Annotated in this window: 17 protein-coding genes and 2 pseudogenes; 9 read left to right on the forward strand and 10 right to left on the reverse strand. The window is 56.4% G+C overall.

Annotation, left to right across the window (positions count from 1 at the left end; translation table 11 throughout):
• Positions 1-165: 165 nt before the first annotated feature.
• Entirely contained in the window at positions 166-1215 is a 1050-nt protein-coding gene (locus ACWHXP_RS05655) for a site-specific integrase (RefSeq protein WP_489634284.1), read from the reverse strand.
• A 126-nt stretch (positions 1216-1341) separates the two neighbouring features.
• On the opposite strand from ACWHXP_RS05655, the gene ACWHXP_RS05660 reads away from it, so the two are divergent.
• Positions 1342-2325 carry a DNA-binding protein gene (locus ACWHXP_RS05660; protein ID WP_489634283.1) on the forward strand — a complete coding sequence of 328 codons (984 nt, stop codon included), beginning with the start codon at positions 1342-1344 and terminating at the stop codon, positions 2323-2325.
• A gap of 7 nt (positions 2326-2332) precedes the next feature.
• On the opposite strand, the gene ACWHXP_RS05665 is transcribed toward ACWHXP_RS05660, so the two are convergent.
• The 5 genes from ACWHXP_RS05665 to ACWHXP_RS05685 all read right to left on the reverse strand — a co-directional run bounded on the left by ACWHXP_RS05665 (position 2333) and on the right by ACWHXP_RS05685 (position 9223).
• Positions 2333-3223, reverse strand: a complete 891-nt coding sequence (locus ACWHXP_RS05665; RefSeq protein WP_489634282.1) for a GIY-YIG nuclease family protein — start codon at positions 3221-3223, stop codon at positions 2333-2335.
• Between the two features lie 548 nt (positions 3224-3771).
• Positions 3772-5397 carry a putative bifunctional diguanylate cyclase/phosphodiesterase gene (locus tag ACWHXP_RS05670; RefSeq protein ID WP_489634281.1) on the reverse strand — a complete coding sequence of 542 codons (1626 nt, stop codon included), beginning with the start codon at positions 5395-5397 and terminating at the stop codon, positions 3772-3774.
• 31 nt (positions 5398-5428) lie between these two features.
• Positions 5429-7099, reverse strand: a complete 1671-nt coding sequence (locus ACWHXP_RS05675) for a methyl-accepting chemotaxis protein (protein WP_489634280.1) — start codon at positions 7097-7099, stop codon at positions 5429-5431.
• 425 nt (positions 7100-7524) lie between these two features.
• A complete protein-coding gene (locus ACWHXP_RS05680) occupies positions 7525-8730 on the reverse strand; it encodes a GIY-YIG nuclease family protein (protein ID WP_489634279.1) in 1206 nt (401 codons plus the stop codon).
• A 253-nt stretch (positions 8731-8983) separates the two neighbouring features.
• Positions 8984-9223, reverse strand: a complete 240-nt coding sequence (locus ACWHXP_RS05685; protein WP_489634278.1) for a hypothetical protein — start codon at positions 9221-9223, stop codon at positions 8984-8986.
• Positions 9224-9555: 332 nt separating this feature from the next.
• On the opposite strand from ACWHXP_RS05685, the gene ACWHXP_RS05690 reads away from it, so the two are divergent.
• Positions 9556-10509, forward strand: coding sequence for a DNA-binding protein (locus ACWHXP_RS05690; protein ID WP_489634277.1), 954 nt, complete (start codon positions 9556-9558; stop codon positions 10507-10509).
• A gap of 68 nt (positions 10510-10577) precedes the next feature.
• Positions 10578-11999: a tyrosine-type recombinase/integrase gene (locus tag ACWHXP_RS05695; protein WP_489634276.1), complete on the forward strand. Its 1422-nt coding sequence runs from the start codon at positions 10578-10580 to the stop codon at positions 11997-11999.
• A gap of 267 nt (positions 12000-12266) precedes the next feature.
• On the opposite strand, the gene ACWHXP_RS05700 is transcribed toward ACWHXP_RS05695, so the two are convergent.
• Positions 12267-12485 (reverse strand): glutaminase, encoded by a 219-nt coding sequence (locus tag ACWHXP_RS05700; RefSeq protein ID WP_489634275.1) that lies wholly within the window; start codon positions 12483-12485, stop codon positions 12267-12269.
• A gap of 232 nt (positions 12486-12717) precedes the next feature.
• On the opposite strand from ACWHXP_RS05700, the gene ACWHXP_RS05705 reads away from it, so the two are divergent.
• Genes ACWHXP_RS05705 through ACWHXP_RS05715 form a run of 3 tightly spaced genes read left to right on the forward strand, consistent with a single transcriptional unit; the run spans position 12718 to position 15022 of the window.
• On the forward strand, positions 12718-13014 hold the full coding sequence (locus ACWHXP_RS05705; protein ID WP_229297084.1) for a DUF3649 domain-containing protein: 297 nt from the start codon (positions 12718-12720) through the stop codon (positions 13012-13014).
• Positions 13011-14660, forward strand: a complete 1650-nt coding sequence (locus ACWHXP_RS05710; protein ID WP_489634274.1) for a PepSY-associated TM helix domain-containing protein — start codon at positions 13011-13013, stop codon at positions 14658-14660. Before ACWHXP_RS05705 ends, ACWHXP_RS05710 begins: the two co-directional genes overlap by 4 nt.
• Entirely contained in the window at positions 14657-15022 is a 366-nt protein-coding gene (locus ACWHXP_RS05715; protein WP_489634273.1) for a DUF3325 domain-containing protein, read from the forward strand. The genes ACWHXP_RS05710 and ACWHXP_RS05715 overlap by 4 nt, the downstream gene beginning before the upstream one ends.
• 362 nt (positions 15023-15384) lie before the next feature.
• On the opposite strand, the gene ACWHXP_RS05720 is transcribed toward ACWHXP_RS05715, so the two are convergent.
• From ACWHXP_RS05720 to ACWHXP_RS05730, 3 genes and pseudogenes are all read right to left on the reverse strand, one after another.
• Complete coding sequence (locus tag ACWHXP_RS05720; protein ID WP_489622789.1) at positions 15385-15696, reverse strand: Tn3 family transposase post-transcriptional regulator TnpC; 312 nt, start codon at positions 15694-15696, stop codon at positions 15385-15387.
• Positions 15686-16602, reverse strand: a pseudogene (locus ACWHXP_RS05725) (IS3 family transposase); the annotation flags it as partial. The gene ACWHXP_RS05720 and the pseudogene ACWHXP_RS05725, both read right to left, overlap by 11 nt.
• A 12-nt stretch (positions 16603-16614) precedes the next feature.
• Positions 16615-16950, reverse strand: a pseudogene (locus ACWHXP_RS05730) (DUF4158 domain-containing protein); the annotation flags it as partial.
• A gap of 258 nt (positions 16951-17208) precedes the next feature.
• Here ACWHXP_RS05730 and ACWHXP_RS05735 point away from each other — a divergent pair.
• From ACWHXP_RS05735 to ACWHXP_RS05745, 3 genes are all read left to right on the forward strand, one after another.
• The gene (locus tag ACWHXP_RS05735) at positions 17209-17427 is read left to right on the forward strand and encodes a hypothetical protein (RefSeq protein ID WP_489622790.1); all 219 of its coding nucleotides are present in this window, start codon (positions 17209-17211) and stop codon (positions 17425-17427) included.
• A gap of 100 nt (positions 17428-17527) precedes the next feature.
• Positions 17528-18136, forward strand: a complete 609-nt coding sequence (locus tag ACWHXP_RS05740) for a 3'-5' exonuclease (RefSeq protein WP_489634271.1) — start codon at positions 17528-17530, stop codon at positions 18134-18136.
• Between the two features lie 14 nt (positions 18137-18150).
• Positions 18151-18633, forward strand: coding sequence for a 3'-5' exonuclease family protein (locus ACWHXP_RS05745; protein ID WP_489622792.1), 483 nt, complete (start codon positions 18151-18153; stop codon positions 18631-18633).
• Positions 18634-18885: the final 252 nt, after the last annotated feature.

Here is an 18885-nt window from a genome sequence, read left to right on the forward strand (position 1 = left end):
CATCATCGATCGTTGACTGCTTCAGCGGATAGCTCAGGCGCCCTCCCGCAGCGAAGAACATACATCTACCGATAGTCAAAGCGTCGGCGCTGGTCAGCGAGCACAGTGATTCGCTCAGTCTGCGCCTCATTGCTATCGCCTTTGGCTTGGTAGCGAAGCACCGAGTCAGATATGTTCATCGAAGTAGGTGTCGCGCAGCATTCTCTTCAAAAAGGCCGGCCTCCTCAATGTACCCCTGCACGGTGCTGTCATGTCGCCAACCGCCTTGCCGCTTAATGTCTCTGAAGTCAGCTCCAGCGCGATAGGCGCTAGTAGCCATGCCTCGGCGCAGGCTGTGACTCGAAAGATCTGGAGCATAGTGAAGTCCGGCCAATACTGCACAGTCGGCCAAGATCGTATTGATGCTCGCCGGGTGAATTGCTCGCTCGCCGACCATTTCCCATTTATTGATCGGCCGGAAACCGCTCCGCCGTCAATGCCAGCCGCGTCCAGCCAGGTGCGTAGTGCCGTGACTGGGCAGCATGTGCCAGCACCGTAAGGAATAGCCTTGATGATGCCTAGTCCTTGTTGATCTGTCTTGGATCGCCGCAGAGTGATGAGCAAACCGTCTGACTCCCATGCTAGATCAGCGAACCGCAGCGCGGCGAGCTCGCTGCGGCGATATCCGCCAAAAAAGCCCAGTTGCAGCAAGGCGCTATCGCGTTTTGCCTTGATGGTTTTCAGGCTGGCCAGCTTACAGACGATTTTTTCAAGATCTTCGATAGGCAGGGCCTTGGCCTGTTTTTTGGGGCGACCATAAGTCCGACCGATACCTTTGAGCGTCTTTCGCACGGTGGCGGTGCCGGCTGGATCAGTGAACCCTTGATACATGTGCCACTGAGACAGCGCAGTCAACCGCAAGGCGAGAGTGCGGGCGTTGTGGCTTCCAGCATGCGCCAGCAAATACCGAATGATCCCTTTTTCGTCGGCGGGCAATACACCACCCCATCCCAGAAAATGGCGAATGGCCGAGCGATAGGTTCGGCGGGTATTTTCCGAGGTGGCTGCGGCAAGGAAGTCACGGTGGGCGGACTCCAAATCAGCCGCAGGAAGCGTACTGCCCATCGAAGTGCGATCAAGAGCGAGCGCCGTTGAGTCATTATCAAGGCGAAGCAATTTATCGGGCATTTTGGTTAATGTACCGGCGCAGGAAAGAGAAAAGAGCGAGGATTTCAATATAACACGTGATAAGTGATGTTATCGAAACATAAAATCTAGATTGGGCGGGCAGAACCAAATATGTAATATATCGTTACATTACGTAGTACGGAATATGTTACTTTATTTCACGGAGACCCCACCATGGCACGCGCAGGCATTCTCTACTCCCATGTGGCCAAGGCCGCCACCGCACTGGCCGCCGCCGGCACCAACCCCACCGTGGACACCGTGCGCGCCGCGCTGGGTGACACCGGTAGCAAGAGCACCATCGCACCGCTATTAAAACGCTGGAAGGCCGAGCATGAGAGCCAGGCGGTGGTCGCCAGTACCGGCCTGCCTGCCGACCTTCTGGAGGCGGTGCAGGCCGTCCATCAGCGGCTGGAAGCCGCTGCCCAGGTTCAGGTCGAGCAACTGCGCGCCGAGCAGGAACAGGTTCGTCAGGCGGCCGTCCAGCAACTGGAGGCAGAACGAGTGGCAGGGCGCCAGTTGCGCGCCGAGCGCGACGCCCTGACAGCCGAACTGACCCGGGTGAAGGCGGCGCTGACGCAGGAACGCGACGAGCGGCAGCACGCGGCCGTGACCATCGCGGCGTTGCGAGCCGAGCAGGATGGGTTATCTCAGCGCCTGACCGACCGTGTGGCGGAAGTAAAACTGCTAGCCGACCAGTTGGCCCACGCCCGGCAGCAATTCGAGCACTTCCAGGACAAGGCGGCCGAGCAGCGGGAGAGCGACAAACAGGCTAGCGACGCTCGCACCGCTAGCCTGGAGCGTGAGCTGGCAGAGGCGCGGGGCTACCTCGGGGAGCAACGCGAGGCGCTGGCCTCGCTGCGGACCGAGAAGGTCCATCTGCAGGCGCGGCTCGATGAGGCGGCGATCGCCGCCGGCGCTGCCCGCGCGGCCCAGGCGTCCCTCCTTGCAGAGCAGCTGGCGTCCGCCAATGAGATGGCCAGCGCCGAACACATGAATGCTGAGGTGGCGGAGGCACGCTTCAAGGACGCGGGACAAGAGCTTGTTCAGCGGGATGCCAGAATTCACGCGCTGGAGCAGGACCTGGCCAGGCTGCGAGACCGTTTGGGCGCAGCGGCGTTGGTCAAACCACCAGTCAATGGTAAAAGGCGCTCATAAGCCCAGGTTAAATCAACTCGATTTCATTGGAGCTTACAACGCGAATAGTCGCAACTGCATCAAGGTGCTTGTGGCGACTAAACCAGTTGGCCAATGATCCCTTGCCATAAATGCGAGGAGTGTGATTTGTCTGGTTCGCTTTACGGTCAACAATTGCGTGGATCAAGGTCCGTGAATTTCCGCAGTAGATCGAAATTTCCGTACCATGAGCTGGGAACTGCTCGGAGAACTTCACCGGAACGTTAAAGAAACCGTTATGAAAATATGTTTTACCTAGCGTAACTTGAAACACTGGCGAAGCTTTAAGCATACCGGCAGACTCCAACGCCTCTATCTCCGCCACTGATGCCGCTTCGGATTCTTGATCTGTTGCGGGAAAATTTTGTTCGTCTGCCGATAACTCGGATAGTCCCTGTTCTTCGATTTCGCGCCGCGGTGCCGAGCGGGCACCGTTCCATGGTGGCCTGACAGTTCTGATAATGCTGTCTTCCAATCCCGCAGCATAGTTCAAATGGAATTCACCGATACGATGTAGGCCCGTGTCCGCCCAAGCATAAATGTCGACTGCGTTTCCTTGTCGAAGCAATTGAACCAATGCAGCGTTATTGCGCACGTTTGTCCGCTGCGAAGCATGTGGACGGAGATATCCGCCCATTCTATTCTCCAGCGAGTCAGTGGTTTTGCCGACATACAAGACTGAATCAGTATGAATGAAGGCGTAGAGGACGTTCCGTTGAGCATTCATTCTGTTTAGCTCTAGCGCCAATTGCTGATCGATCAGCCGCCAACTACCTACTTGCTCAAATCCAATTTCAATAAGCCGAAGCATATTCTCTCCAACAAATCGCGCCGCAGACGTTCCGTACATGACACTAAAAGTGACTTCATCTGCACTCAAAGCCTTAGCGTACGATTTTTCCGAATTCTGTGGCGACCCCAGATTAGGACAGAGGCGCCGGGCTAAGCTTAACAACACCCCAAAAATGTAAAAATAGAGTGTGTTAATTCAAATGAGAAGGCGTAAAACAGCGATTATCTAGCGCGTAGCGGTTGCCTGGCAGACTCACGAGAGAGCTAACTTTACATTTTTTGGGGTTGGTATAAATCAGCCAGCTTCGGAGTTTCAGGTACCTGTGCTGATGCCAAAATCTCAAAAAACGCATCATCCAGCCGATGCTTGGATGATCTTCGAAAACGGCGTGTCGGTTTCGTAGGGAGGAGGACTAACTTGAATAAATTCTGCGGGAAAGCTTTCTAAAAGTGTATTGCTAAACTGAACGATATTTCCTTTTTCCACTAGTGCTGCACCGCCTTAGCATTCAGTTCGAAACAGTATGCGTGAGACTCCCGCTTTGACAGCGGCATGATCTTCGTTGTTCAAAGTGAACCTGGCGGGTTAGCTATGAAGCTGGATATTATCTTTCTCTGGCTTCGCATCTTTCAATGCTATGAGCCCAGGCAGTCGATAGACTGGGTATGCACAAAGATTAGAGCCTGCTCGGCCGTCATCGGTTTTCCGTAAAGGTAGCCCTGAATCTGGTGACATCCAGCCCGCTGCAGCCACTCTCGCTGAGCTGAAGACTCTACGCCCTCGGCGGTGACGCACAACTGCAGGTTGCGTCCGAGTTCGATCATGGTACGCACGATGGCGGCATCCTGAGTGCCATGCCCCAACATACGGATGAAGGATTGATCGATCTTGAGCTTGTCGATTGGAAAGCACTTCAGGTAGCCGAGACTAGAATATCCCGTACCGAAATCGTCTATGGCCAGCTTCAGTCCCAGTCCGCGCAGGTGCTTGAGCAATTCAATGGCGCTCCCTGTCTGTTCCATCACGGCACTCTCGGTGATTTCCAGCTCCAACATGCCAGGATCAATGCCGGTCCTGGCCAGTAAGTCTTCGATTTTAGCGGCAAAGCCGGGGTGCAGGAACTGGCGTGGCGAGATATTGACTGCCACGGGTATCGGCGTTCCGCCCTCTTGGAGGCGCAAAATCTGCCGGCAGGCTTCCTCCAATACCCAGTGCCCGATGGCGACGATTTGCCCGGAATGTTCGGCGGCCGGAATGAATTCTAGCGGTGGAATCAGTTTTCCTTCGCGGCGCCAGCGCAGCAGTGCTTCGAAACCGTTCAACTGGCCATCCGAGAGCCGCTGCTGTGGCTGAAAATACAGCAGTAGTTCATCACGCTCTAGCGCATGCACAATCTGTGTTTCTAGATCAAGGCGACGCTCGTCATCGGCATTGATCTCATTTGAATAGATCACCAGCAGGCCATTACCCAGTCGTCGCGCCACCTGCGAAGCCGCCGCTGTATTGCGTAATACCGCTGCTGGCGTAGCGCCGTGGCGTGGATACTCAGCGGCTCCGAGACTCAGTTGTGGAAATACTTCATGAGCTCGATAAACAAAGGGAGCCCTCATTTTCTCACGCAATGCATGCACCACTTCCTCGAAGCCCACCGAATCGAGTGCATGGTGATATAAAAGTAAGAATCCACCGCTTTCCAAGCGAAACAGTTCACCCTCGAATCGCTTAGCCACTGCCACCAAGCGTTGAGCGATTACTAAGATCAGATGGTCGAGGAAATCATGTCCATAGGCCGATGAAATCCGCTCGACGCGTTCCATGCCTATCAGCAGCAGCGAGTGAGGGGCGCTAGCCAAACTTGCTAGACGCTGCTCAAGGGCTTGTCGATTTGGCAGGCCAGTTAGTGGTTCACAGGCGGCCTGCTTTATCAGCGTATCTTCGACACGAAATCGGGCTCGTACGTGATATATCAGGAAAACTGCCGTTACCAGTGCCAGCAGATCGAACAGGTATACCAGCCGTACAATGCGATCGAGGTTGCGACCGATCAGCACGTTCCGCTCGACGAGCGCAGACTCATCCTTCAACGCTCCGTCGGCACGTGCATAGGAGACTACCGGTCGAATCGCCCGGTGAATAGCTGCGGCTGTATCAGACACTACATGTGAAAGTACGATGGCAGAGCCGATCAATAGAACCAAGACGGCATAGACTTTGTGGCGGTAGCAGTGCCGCCAGGTAGCAGTATCATTGCGTTTCAGCACGGTTTAGCTAAGCCTAGAGCGTTGCCCATTCCTACTCCTTATTCACAAGTAGTGTGTGTGTGGCAGTAACCGGGAGGACGGCCGACACTAGTGCGGCTGGCTGCAGCACATCATCCATGCGAGTTCGGCTGTCATTTGCGTCAAGCTTGAAAATGCTCACAATCTGCGCCAATGCACTCGCCTGCTCTTGTAGCGAGCGCGAGGCAGCGGCTGCCTCCTCGACGAGGGCTGCGTTCTGCTGGGTGACATCATCCATTTGAATTATGGCCTGGTTAATCTGCTCGATACCAGAGGACTGCTCCTGGCTGGCCAGGCTGATTTCTCCGATGATGTTGGTGACCTCGCTGACATTGTGCACGATCTCGCTCATCGTCACGCCCGCCTGATCGGCCAGGCGGGTGCCAACCTCGACCTTGCCCACAGAATCCTCGATGAGCAGTTTGATTTCCTTGGCAGCAGCGGCCGAACGCTGAGCGAGGCTGCGCACTTCCGAGGCTACCACCGCGAAGCCGCGTCCCTGCTCACCTGCGCGGGCGGCTTCTACGGCGGCGTTCAGTGCTAGGATGTTCGTCTGAAATGCAATGCCATCAATGACGCTGATGATTTCGACGATCTTGCGGGATGATTCATTGATGGCCCCCATCGTAGTGACTACTTCGGCTACGACAACGCCACCTTTCTGCGCCACTGCGGAAGAGACTGATGCCATCTCATTGGCCTGTCGGGCATTCGCTACATTCTGCTTGACGGTCGAGGTCAGTTCTTCCATCGAGGAAGCGGTTTCTTCTAGTGAACTGGCCTGCTCCTCGGTACGCGAGGACAGATCTAAATTTCCAGTGGCGATCTGGCGCGAGCCCGTGGCGATGCTCTCGCTGCTGGTACGGACCGTCTGCACCACCTTGCGTAGGGAAGTTTGCATCAGTTGCATAGCGCTTACGATGCTGCCGCTCCGTGCCTTGCGAGTATCGATATGGGTGCTCAGGTCGCCGGAGGAGACGGCTACTGCGACGGCGGCGACATCTTTCGGTTCGCCACCGAGCTGGCGTGTCAGGTTGCGTGAGATGAACAGGCCGATCAGGACCCCCATGAGCACGCCCCCTAGCGTCATGGCAACGAGCAGAAGCCGGATGTTTGCGTAAATGGCATCGGTTTCGTCATTGAGGGCGTCGGCGTTGCTTTTTTTGACTTCCATCATCTGCGTCATAAGCTTATCCAACAGATTGGCAAGCGGACGCACCGTGCCGAACAGTTGCGCGGTGGATTCTCGCTTCTCGCCGATCGGTTCTGCGTAAAGCTGTCTGGCGGTATCCTTGATAGCCGTTTGGTAGTCGAGAAAGGCCTTGCGGGTGGCAGTGATCAATTGCTGACCGTCGCTGGTATAAAACAGTTTTTCGGCGGCGTCCAAAGAGGACGCGGCCCTCGCCAGGCGTATATCGAGATCCTGTAGGCTGGCTTCTCGGTCGTTCATGTTCTCCGACAAAATGGCACTGCGGATGGCACGACTGGCGGCGGATAATTCGATACTGGCTTGTGCGGAGTGTCGCAGGCCGAGCACTTCCTTTTCATACATCTGAGTGGCCATGTCATTGATTTGACCAGCCTTAAGTACTCCTATGGCTCCGATTACGGCACCGATGAAAGCGACAATTAGAAACCCGCCCACCAGCTTGCTGCTCACTTTCAGATTCGTGAACCAATTCATTATTTTTCCTCAGACGAAAGCACTACTTTGCATCAAATGTAGCTGGACCAGCGACGCCCACGAAGTCGTGCCAGCCGGATTGACTTGCTTGTGATCAGGTGCGACTCAAGGCCGCAAAGACACCCAGCTAAGGAGGCCGAGAGAATTGACAGAGAATGGCGAGTAAACGACGCCATCCACTTTTATGGAGGTTTTTAGACGGTCGAGAGGGTGCCGATTGACGCGCGGCTTGCTTGCTTGCTTGCTTGCGCAAGGAGTTTTCCATTTGTAGAAGGATCATCGCGTTCAACCTCGTATTGCGCCCCAAGATCATTTACGAGTGCCGTACGAAAGAGCAGCGGCATTTGAGTGACTCACCTAATATTGTTATTTAACCATCGGTTAAGTGAAGTAATTGCATTTTAACTGAATTCAGCCCCCTGCATTCAAGGGCTGATCCTGTTGCAGGATGGACTAGCTCCAAAAGTTTCTACGAAGGTTCGGTAGAGCGTACGTTCTACCACGCGCGGTATTTCGAAAAGCTTGTAACGTACCTCGGCGTTGCCCAGGGCTAGTTGCGCATGAAGTTCACTGTTGTTGCTGTTGCCGCTGAGATGTTCGCGCAGGCGCTTTTTCAGATTCGTTGATGAGCCGATATAGATAATATGATTGTGCGAACGTAGCGCCGAGAGCAACTGGCTGCCTGGCGTTGTCTCGCTGAGTCGTATCTCATAGACGCCGGCGCGAGCGGGAATGTCACAGTCCAGCATTTCCAGACGTAGCGGTCGGAGTCGCGAGAATCCTGACGTGGCAGCTACATAGGGCATGTGCTTATGACGTTCTCGGTGATCGGGAATGGCTAGTGAATGCCTTGCATGTGTGACGGAGCGACGGGAGATACCCAATTGGTGCACGCTGTTAAGTATCACAGCTAGGTCGTCATCGGTGAGCAGCTTGCCTCGGTAACCCTGGAAAAGGCTCAGGGCCTCGGCTTTGATCAGGCTTTCCAGCAGGTACTGGCTGCGCTGTCGTGAATTGACGAAAAGGCGCGATAGCGACAGCACACGTCCCCCGCTAGTGAGTAGACAAAGATGACCGGCCAGCCGCGAGATGCGGCTGGCATCGCAGACTATTCCTTGCGTTTCGTTTAGTCGGCTCATCTCGCTGGCGGCCGTCTGTTGCGAATATTGCACTAGCTCGGCGATATCGTTGCTGTGCAGATAGTTACGCTGGGCTCGCACGACCACTCGGATGAGGGCGTTGCTAAGGATGTTGCGGGTATTAACCATGCGCAACTGCTGCCACATTTTGCGCTGTGAAGCAGGCCACCATTCCAGTGGCAGCGCGTTAGCGCGGCTTTCCGGCAAAAGGGCATATTGGCGGGTGAAGTATTGCGACTGGTATTGCAGACCGGCATCCTCGGCGTTCGACATCCAACGCAGTTGGCAGGTTGCGCGGACTGGGGCATTAGTGTCAACACATTCGCTGCCGAGAAGCGTCCCGACGCCTAGCGAAGGGCGCAAGGCCAGGAATTCCTCGGATGCTTCCAGTTCGGCAACCTGCTGCAGGAAGGTTTTACTGGAGAGCTCTAGGAAGCGGGCGAGCGTGACCTTACTCAGCAAGGACTCGGAAAGTGTGCGCTTGGGCGGCAAGATATTAGCTCTACAAAAATAATTGGGGGCTGAGTCTATCCGATTTTAGGGGGGAATGTGATGGCCGGCGTCTTGTCGTTCGTTATCATATCTTCCGCATCAGAGTGGAATGAGATAGGAAAGTCTTGCTATGCAAAGCAAGACAGCAAAGAAGAGCGATGCCGAAAGACCTCTCATCCGCTGAAAAACTTGCGGAGGAAAGTGATGGACGAGCGAGAGCGGGATTTATTACATGGTCAATGGCGCAACATGTTTAGCTGCGAATCCCCGGTGGCCGCGGGAAGTCATGGTGCAATGTCTCTTTCAGAAAGCGTTGCACCGCCTTGATACGCGGCATGTAGCAGCGGTCACGGTGCACGGTCATCCAGACGGTGCGTTTGACGTCAATGGCATCCATGAGAATAGGCCGTAGACCAAAGCGTTCGGCGTCCGAGAAAGCCGGCAGCATAACGATGCCGCCCCCCTCGGTCGCAGCGAACATCTGCGCGATCATGCTAGATGAATGAAAAGTTACTAGGGGTCTCTTTGATTCCGGTGCATTTTGCGACGGTAGGCGGCCCCAGTACTGACGAGGCTTTCCGGGCGACCAAAATGAAATTTCCCTTTTAAATCAGTTGCTTGCTGACTGGTGCCTTTCCCCTCATATCCAACCTACTCCCCATGCGCGACCGGCCGCAGGCTGGCATTTAGCCTCCTCATTGGCCTGTTTTAAGACGATAATAGGAGTTATCTTTTATTTTAAAAATTAAAACTAACGTTTTAACCGTACATAACGTTAGGAATGTATGTAATATAAGGATATTCGTCCGCCAACGGAGCCTCTCTATGTCCCGCCCCGCCATTGCCTCCCCCGATCAGATCCGTTCGACCATCCTGTCGATGCTGGCCGAGGCCCATGACTCATCCCCGCCGACCCGCGAGCGCTTTCGCCGCATCGTCTCGGTACGCAAGTTGAAGGATCGGCTTGGCGGCGGCGATCCGGCGACGCTCGGCCGGACCATAAACGCGATTGAATCGGAAATTATCAGCGCCGGCTTGGCCGACATGGCTCTCCCAGATATACCGGCAGATATTTCCGATCTCATGCGCCAGCTTTGGCAGGCGGCGGTGTCTTCGCAGCTCGATGATGTCGTAAAGCTCAAGCTCGAAGCCCAGCAATCGGTCGAGACCGCCCAAGAGACCGTGGCCGAGGCAAATATGCGGGTGGATATGTTGCGTGAAGAATTGGATGCGATACGCGCGCTTCTTTCTATGCGGGACCAAGAGGTGGCCCAAGCACGCGCCGAGTTGGTGGCAGCACATGCGAGCGTGGCATCGATGCAGCTAGATTTGAAGTCAACCCAGGCCGCACTGCATGAGTCACGTGAGCAAAGTGCCGCTGCCGCACAGATTCATCAAGAAAGCCTGGTGGCAGCACAGCAGCGATATGAAGGCTTGTCCAAGCAACTGCTCCAAGAAACGGCATTGCAGCGGCAGCAGTTTCAACAGGAACAGAGCCGGCTGAGCTCACAGCTAAAATTTGCAGAGCGACGGATTTCGACGCTAGAAGAAGCTATTTCTCATGCCGAAGCGGACGCTGCTTCAGAACGCGATAAGCGACAGGCCGCCGTGGGTGAAGCCACCGCACTGAAGGCTGTAAACGCAAGTCAGCGTTCCCAACTGGAAGAAATCATGCGCTCCACTCTGGCCAACGCTGCAACAACGCGGCACCGGCGCTCGCCAGCACCTGCCGAGCCCCCAGGCAGCAAGCAGCCAGCACCCCGCCGCAAAGGCGGCTGATCATGGCACGCTGGCTCGATCACGGCGTAGCTCCACCAGCGCCACTGCCTTAAGACACCGATGAGGCGTTGGCATATCTCACCCATGTGCTCGGGCACACCTGCTATGAACGCTGGACGCTGGCCAAGATAAAGCGTGCTTTTTCTTCGCTGGGGACGGCGAAGGTCGAGATGCGATCAGTATTTGATCTATTGCTCGATCATACCGAGGTCGTTGAGTGGTGGGAAAGTGGTCGCCTTCGCACTGCTGCAACGGATAACGCACCCAGTCCGCAAGATACATTGAACCGACTTCTTCGCACGTATCGTCGACGATTCCGGCATTGGGAACCCATACAGGTGCAGGCATCAGACTCTGGCGATCACCAGAGATGGGTCGCGGCTATCGATCCCCAGCATGTCCGAACGCTCGTGGCCTGGCTTTCGCGTAGCGGGCGCTTTGTTAACCAAGAAGCTTCCACGAATACGCTGGCGACCTTTGACGACTGCCAAGCGCTCTCCCTGTTTTTGCGTGACCGGGCAAGTCGCTCCCGGCATACTTTGCGTGCATATGCCGCCGATCTACGACGCCTCATCAGCTGGTGCCGGGATCGGCAGATAGGACCGCTTTCCAACCTTACTCGTAACGATTTGCTGGCTTACCGCGATTCGTTACGCGTGGCCCGCATCAGCATCTCCGACCAAGGTCAGCAACGTGTTGTGGTGCCTAGTGAGCGCACGCAGGCGCGAGCACTGGCCGTCGTCGCTAGTCTCTATCAATATTGGTTCGATACCGGTTATCTCATCGCCAACCCGGCCTCTGGCTTGGTCACCGGCACGCAGGCCAGGAATGAGTTTTCTCCAAAACGATTTCTTTCCCCGACCGCACTCAATGCCTGCGACGCCTGGCTAGATACGCCAATCGAAGGAAAGACTGAGTTGGCACTCCTGCGCAGGCGTGCAATCTGGGTTCTGTACCGTTATGGCGGAATTCGCCTTGCAGAACTGGCGTGGCATGTCGACACCAACTTGCCGCGTGTCGCTGTAGAGGATGACGGCAAATGGACGCTCTACGTCCATGGCAAAGGCAATAAGGATCGGGCCATTCCATTACCGGATGTCGCGGCAAACGCCCTCACGACCTATCGCATTGCGCGCGGATTGACTGCGCAGCCTGCCGCCCACGAGGTGGCACCGCTAATCCATGGATTCAAAGGCGGCGCATTGCAGGAGAGCGGCTTGTACAGTGAGGTGAAGGCGATTTTTGAGGAAGTCGCCACCACTCTTCGACCGAACGATGGCGCTCTGGCGTCGTTACTAGAGGCCGCTTCACCGCATTGGTTACGCCATGCGTATGCAAAGGCACTGGTGGTCGATCACCAGGTGCCACTTCCAGTTGCGCAAGCTTTACTCGGCCATGCGTCTGTGCAAACGACTGCCGGCTATTCCAAGACAGATTTGGCCCAGTTGCGTAATTTCGTTGAGACCAGTTTTACTAACGGTGGCAAGTAAGACTTCTAACAGCTCTATTGCCTACACCTTTAGCTCTATGCAAACGAAGCTCCACTGGATTCAGCAGGCAGCTCCCGGAATGCGTAGCAATTGGCTCTTGCATCATTGAGCGCATGGTGTTCGGGCATATTGTTTTTCTTGTGAAACTCGTAGCGCAATAACTCATTAAGGCTTCGCTGAATTAGTAGTCGATTGCGCTGATGGTGCGAGAGATAGAGCACAACGTATTTCAATGCTGCGAGATTTCTACTTTTTTGCGCCCTTACTTCAGGCGAATACCGATAGCCCGGCCGTGTTCGACATCAGTTCCAGCGCCTTCATTGCGCGCACCGAATTACCTCGCGGGTCCAGTCGCGGCGACCAGGCGCAGATGCAGCCGCGCCCTGGGATCACCGACAGCACGCCGCCACCCACGCCGCTCTTGGTGGGCAGGCCAATGGCGAAGGCGGTCATGCCGGAATACTCATTGGTGCCGGTAGTGAGCATGAGCGCACACCGTCATGCGCGCGATGGTGGCCAGATGAGTGCGGCCAGGCATGACCGGCGTTCTCCTGGTGATGCGGGTAGAGCGCTTTGTGCAGCAAGCGGACTTGTCCAGCCGCCGTAGACTCCATATAATTGATAATCATTATCAAATAAATTGGAGGCTTGCCTGCTCCCGAGTCCGGCTGCAGCGTGGCTCCGCCTTCCGGCTTTCACTTTCATGGTGCCTGACAAAATGACTTCTGCGGCCCCGTCCGGCTTGCGCTACCGGTTGGCCGTGCTCTCTCGCACGCTGGCTGCCGTGGGCGGCGGCTACGTGCTGACCACGCTGGCGACGATGGTGGCGGCGCGCTTCCTGCCCATGGGGCGGGCCGATGCTGTGATGACGGCGACCATGTTGTCCTTTGCGGTCTTCACGTGTGCCGTGATCTGGGTCTTTGCGGCCCGCAGTGCCTGGCGCGCCTGGTGCGGGCTGGCCTTGCCGGCCCTGGCGCTGGCGTTGCTGGCCTGGTTCGGACGGGTGCTGCCATGAAGGAGGGATTGCGGCAGTCCATGGCCTGGTTGCACACCTGGTGCGGGCTGCTGGTGTGCTGGGTATTGCTGCTGGTGTTTGCCGGCGGCAGTGCCAGTTACTTCAAGGAAGAGATCAGCCTGTGGATGATGCCCGAGCTGCACGCCAGCGCCGCCGCGCCGGTAACGCAGGCCCAAGCGATCGAACGTGCAGCCGCTTATCTGCAGCAACGCGCGCCGCAGGCCGAGCGTTGGTTCATCACCTTGCCGGACGAACGCAGCGTGGCCATGCGGGTCGGCTGGATCGCGCCGCCTGCTGCTGCCGGCAAGGAAGCAGCGAGTTCCCCGCGCAGCCGCTTCAAGAGCGAGCGTATCGATGCCGCCACCGGCCAGCCCTTGGCGCGGGTACGTGATACGCGGGGCGGCGAGTTCCTCTATCGCCTGCATTTCGACCTGCATTACCTGCCGGTGCAGTGGGCACGCTGGATCGTGAGCGTGTGTGCGCTCTTCATGCTGGTGGCCATCGTCAGCGGCGTGATTACGCACCGGCGCATCTTTGCCGATTTTTTCACTTTCCGCCGCAACAAGGGCCAGCGCTCCTGGCTTGATGCGCACAACGCCACGGCAGTGCTGGCGCTGCCTTTCCACCTGATGATCACCTACACCGGGCTGATCACGCTGATGTTCATGATCATGCCGTGGGGCGTGCAAAGCGCTTATCGCGACCAGGGCGGCGAGAAGGCCTTCTTCGAGGAAGTGTTTCCGGGCGGCGCCGGACGCGTCAAGGCGGCGGGCGTGGCGGCGCCGCTGACCGCGCTGCAGGCCCTGGCCGAACGCGCGCGGCAGCACTGGCAAGGCGCACCGCTGGCGCTGGTGGTGGTCAACAACCCGGGTGATGCCAAGGCGACAGTGGTCGTCACGCGCCAGAAACTGGCCACACTTTCGTCACTGCAACCGGCGCTGTTCTTCGAGGGCGTCAGCGGACGTCAAGTGGCGGCGCTCGGTGAGGCAGTCAGCGCCACGGCGGTCACGCGCGGCGCTTTGGTCGGACTGCACCTGGCACATTTCGCCGATCCCTGGCTGCGTATGCTGTTCTTCCTGTGCGGGCTGTGTGGCTACCTGATGGTGGCCACCGGTGCCTTGCTGTGGGCCGTCAAGACGCGCCAGAAACAAGCCAAGGCCATCGCCGCTGATGCCCGCGCCGGGTTCGGCCCGCGGCTGGTAGAGGCGCTCAACCTCGGTGCCATTGCCGGATTGCCGATCGCCTTCGCCAGCTACTTCTGGGCCAATCGCCTGCTGCCGGTGGAACTGGCGGAGCGCGCGCAGATGGAGATCCACCTATTTTTTGCCGCCTGGGCGATCGCGGCGGTGCTGGCGCAGATCCGCCCCAGCCTGGGCATGTGGCGCTTGCAGCTGGGTGCAGGGGCAGCGCTGTTCCTGGGTTTGCCGGTGCTTAATGTGTTCACTACACATTCGCACCTGGGCGTGACGCTGCTGCAGGGGCGTGGGCCGTGGGCGGTAGCCGGATGCGATCTCACGCTGCTGGCGCTGGGATCGGCATTGGCGCTGGCCGCACACCTGCTTGCACGGCGTCAGCGTGCATCGCAGGAACGATCGGTGCCGGTGCGGCGCGCAGCGCATCCTGCAGTCGCGAAGAAAATCGCATGAGCGCCCCGGGCTTCCTGCTGGCGCTGGTGCTGGCTGGCGGCGCATGGAGCGCGCTGGCCATGGCGATGGATCGCCACTACACCGATATCCACGGACGCGGCGTCGAACCCGCGCCGCCGCTGCGCATGCGCTTGCGCGGCGCAGCCGTGCTGGGCTTGCTGGCCAGCCTGGCCCTCAACGTACACATGCAGGGCTGGGGCGTCGGCCTGGTGGCTGGGCTGGGCATGTTGACGCTGGCTGCGCTGTTGCTGGTACTGGCCGTGAGCTACTGGCCTGCTCGCCTGCCTGCGATAAGGCGTGCGCTGCTGCTCGGCGCGCTGCCCCTGATGGTGTGGTGGGTGAGCGCAGTCACTCCTTTCTGATGTCCGGCGATGTGTTGTGCGGGCATGCAGAAAGCGAGCGGATCTGCGCCGTCGGTTTGATTTGGATTAAGAAGCGCAGCGCTGAAATCAGGGCCAATCACACTTCCTCTCTGTTGTATTTGCGGGCTGCGGCAATATGTCGCAGCCCTTTTTTTCATGCTGCACGTCGAGCTGACGCAGGTTCGGCGCTCGAAATCTTGCAGTGATTTTTTCCCGTTGACAAGCTTATGTTGGTGATGCATTGTCCCCATCCCCCCCCGTGTCAGAATACTTATCGCCCCAATAGGGGGGGGCAACCGAGATAAGGCCAATGTTCATACATAAGCTTAAAAGTAATAAAGACCGGCGGCTTTATAATAGAATCAATCTTTTGGTGTGAGTGCTTCAAGGGGCTCTATTGAGCGCTGCCAACCGCGCATAATCCCTACGACGCGTTGAACACAGCTGATTGTGTCAAATACTGTCTCTGGTAAAGAGTCCTCCCCTGTCGGCACAGAGAGACCCGCGCCGTTTAAGACGGTGTGCGCCATTCCATGCAGGCGAAGCAATTCGTCGCGCAATCCATCTTCTGCGCGCAGCAAATCTATGACCCTATCAAGTTCGTCGACGATGGTTAGTAACGCCTGACCGGCCTGAAACAACTGGTCCAGACTTAAAGTTAGTCTAAGCGGCAAGCCGCAGTGGTGCTGGGGTTGTTGCCGGCAGTGTAGCCTGCGGTGCCGGCGGCCGGTATTTCAGTGAGCTGTGCGGTCGAACGGTATTGTACTGATGACGCCATCGCTCAATGATGACCTGAGCTTCTCGGAGGGTGTAGAAGATTTCTCCGTTGAGCAGTTCATCCCGGAATTTGCCGTTGAAGGATTCGCAGTATCCGTTCTCCCATGGACTTCCTGGCTCGATATACAGCGTCTTTGAACCGACCGATGCAAGCCAGCGCCGAAGATTCTTGGCGACCATTTCCGGCCCATTGTCAGAGCGTAGATAGGCCGGAACACCGTAGGTCACCATGGCCTCAGCCAGGATATCGATGACGTCATTACTGCGAATTTGCCTGGCCACGTGCAGCGCGAGACAGCGGCGGGTGAACTCATCGATGAGCACCAGGATTTTCAGAACACGTCCATCATGCGTTCTCTCCATGACGAAGTCCCAGCTCCAGACATGATTGGCATATTCCGGCCGCATTCGGATGCAGCTACCGTCGGCTAGCCACAGCCTTCCTCTCTTTGGCTGTTTCACTGGCACCTTCAAGCCCTCTAGTTTCCAGATACGCTCCACCCGAGAGCGACTCAGCTCCCAGCCTTGAGCTTCTAGCATGGCGTGAATGCGTCGATAGCCGTAACGGCCATACTGGCTGGCCAGTTCGATGATGGCTTCGGTTAATGGCGCCTCATCCGCGCGCGGCTGGGCAGCATAACGAACCGAGGAACGGGAGAGATGGAGCGCCCGGCAGATACGCCGTTCAGCGTGACCCAAGCTCATTCTGACATGGGCCACAGCCTGGCGGCGACGTGCCGGGCTCAGAAGTTTCCCCGGCTGACCTCGCGCAGTATCTGGTTATCGATGACAGCATCCGAAAGCTTCACGTGCTCATATGGCGTTACCCCGAGTAGCGTGCGAATTGCCTTGTGATGGCGATATGGGGATATGTTCGAGTCAGGGTACGAAATTGCGTGGACAGGCTGCATTCCAAGACTCGCAGAAATATGCTCCACAACTTCCGGGGGAATTGCCTCAATGGCAGGAAAGTAGCGTAAAAACTGAAAGCATTTCAGATTCACCAGTAATCCGAGGCACCTCGGCGCGGAACGGGCGAACCCGGCGGCCCATTCTATTTCTTCAGGCCGCGGGGTGAAGGTCGCATGAAGATCTTTAAGTGTCAGCGTACGTGGAAATCTAGGATACGCAGTCCGTTCGATACTGGCCATGGTAATGGGATCCTTGGCAGGGTCGCTCAAAGGCGAAATCGTTGAGAAATCGGAGTGACATCAACAGGCTCCACGGACATTGCATCAGCCGAAGGTTCGTTGTCAATGGCAAGTTTTCACGCTCTCAGATATTCTTTGTATGTTGTGCGGACTCAAGTCACGACATGACTAAATTGTGACCACGAGATGCTATAAACTGTGGAATGAAATGCCCCAAAACGTGATCGTCTCTGATCAAAACTGCACAATCAAGCTTGCATGAAGAAACGTCAAACCTACTCCACCATTCTCGAACGCGGCGGCAAAGTCTCGTGGCCGAAGGCATTGACCGACTGGAAGATAGGCCAACGTGTTTTCCTGTCCATTAAGGATGGTGCCATTGCAGTGACTACCCGGCCGATGCGCTCAATGGACGGGCGAATATTTTCCACTCGCGTCAGCCGCAAATTCAGTAGCAAACATTTCTCAGCTAGCTGATAGCTACCGGCTAGCCTATAAGTTGAGCCGGCTCAAGTTGCGAAAGCAACAGATCCTTTAGTGACTAAAGGCAGTAATTTCGCATGCGAAATTACCCTCCATGCCGGACCAACCCCATTATCAAGAGGATCATGTGGCAAGAATTCTCGTTGTCGACCTCGAAGCGACCTGTTCGGACGACGGTAGCATCCCGCCGGAAGAGATGGAAATCATTGAAATCGGTGCTTGCTGGGTCGCCGAAGGTGGCGTGGTGCTTGAGCGATTTCAGCAGCTGGTGAAACCGCTGGTACGGCCGGTGCTTACCCCATTTTGCAAGCAATTGATCGGTATCACCCAAGACGAGGTTGATCAGGCACCGCTGTTTCCTGTTGCTGCGCAGGCGCTTCAGACTTTTGTCAGCGAGGCTGTGTCGAGAGATACAGTCTGGATTAGCTGGGGAGCTTACGACTTCAAGCAGATGCAAAGGGACTCGGAGCGGTATGGTATTGTTTCACCGCTGACCATGCCGCACCAAAATGCCAAGCGATTGTTTGCCAAGGCTCAGCGCATTGGGAAAGAGGTGGGCATGGCAAAGGCCTGCGCGCTCGCTAAGATCGAAATGGAGGGGCAGCATCACCGAGGACTCGACGATGCCGTAAACATCGCCAAATTGATGCCTTGGATCCTAGGAAGCGCCCATCTTGGCGTTCCCAATGGTCCGGTTTTATAAGCTAGGACTTTGCTATGGCGTTCAATGTTTTCATCGATACCGAATTCACCGATTTTCTCGATCCGCAGCTCATCAGCATCGGCCTCGTGGCGGAGACCGGGGAAGAGTTCTACGCTGAACTCCCCTACGACATCAGGGCGTGTAGCGCATTTGTGAAAGATGCCGTACTTCCGTTGCTTGGATACGCCCCGCATGCGGAAGTGGCAATGGAAGATTTGTACGGGAAGATAACGCAATGGCTTCGTATCGTTCGGCCCACTAACGAAGACGTCTTCATTTGCTACGACTACCAGACAGACTGGGATCTACTTTATGACGCGTTGGATGGCAGGGTTCCCCCTTGGTGCAAGCGTCGGCTCGTGGCAGACCGCATCAACGAGCTCCTGAGATACGAATACCACAAGAAAAACAAATTGCCGGAACATCATGCACTGAACGACGCTCGTGCAAATTGCTATGCATTTCGAGAGCCCCCTCTCGAGCAGCAAGCTAACTAGCTAACTGCCGTATGGTCCTTAGCCAAACTGGCGTTGATGGGCGAACAGGTTCTGACTATCTATCAGGAGATCGAGAGCGATGCGCACGAAACTGTGGCCAAAAAACTTCCCAGATTGCTCGCCCTAATTCCCCCGGACTAAGAGCAACAATCATAGGCTACGCCGCCCAGCGCCACGGCATTGATATGCCCTTGATGATGCCCCATAAGAATGCCAAGCGACTGTTTGCGAAGGCTCAGCGCATTGGTAAGG

It is taken from the genome of Herbaspirillum sp. Her2, assembly GCF_057961375.1.

What these genes read in the sequence shown, in the direction of transcription:
- ACWHXP_RS05660 (WP_489634283.1), top strand. Translation starts at nt 1,342, where the DNA reads ATGGCACGCGCAGGCATTCTCTACTCCCATGTGGCCAAGGCCGCCACC.
- ACWHXP_RS05675 (WP_489634280.1), bottom strand. Translation starts at nt 7,099, where the DNA reads ATGAATTGGTTCACGAATCTGAAAGTGAGCAGCAAGCTGGTGGGCGGG.
- ACWHXP_RS05685 (WP_489634278.1), bottom strand. Translation starts at nt 9,223, where the DNA reads ATGATCGCGCAGATGTTCGCTGCGACCGAGGGGGGCGGCATCGTTATG.
- ACWHXP_RS05690 (WP_489634277.1), top strand. Translation starts at nt 9,556, where the DNA reads ATGTCCCGCCCCGCCATTGCCTCCCCCGATCAGATCCGTTCGACCATC.
- ACWHXP_RS05700 (WP_489634275.1), bottom strand. Translation starts at nt 12,485, where the DNA reads ATGCTCACTACCGGCACCAATGAGTATTCCGGCATGACCGCCTTCGCC.
- ACWHXP_RS05705 (WP_229297084.1), top strand. Translation starts at nt 12,718, where the DNA reads ATGACTTCTGCGGCCCCGTCCGGCTTGCGCTACCGGTTGGCCGTGCTC.
- ACWHXP_RS05710 (WP_489634274.1), top strand. Translation starts at nt 13,011, where the DNA reads ATGAAGGAGGGATTGCGGCAGTCCATGGCCTGGTTGCACACCTGGTGC.
- ACWHXP_RS05715 (WP_489634273.1), top strand. Translation starts at nt 14,657, where the DNA reads ATGAGCGCCCCGGGCTTCCTGCTGGCGCTGGTGCTGGCTGGCGGCGCA.
- ACWHXP_RS05735 (WP_489622790.1), top strand. Translation starts at nt 17,209, where the DNA reads ATGAAGAAACGTCAAACCTACTCCACCATTCTCGAACGCGGCGGCAAA.
- ACWHXP_RS05740 (WP_489634271.1), top strand. Translation starts at nt 17,528, where the DNA reads ATGCCGGACCAACCCCATTATCAAGAGGATCATGTGGCAAGAATTCTC.
- ACWHXP_RS05745 (WP_489622792.1), top strand. Translation starts at nt 18,151, where the DNA reads ATGGCGTTCAATGTTTTCATCGATACCGAATTCACCGATTTTCTCGAT.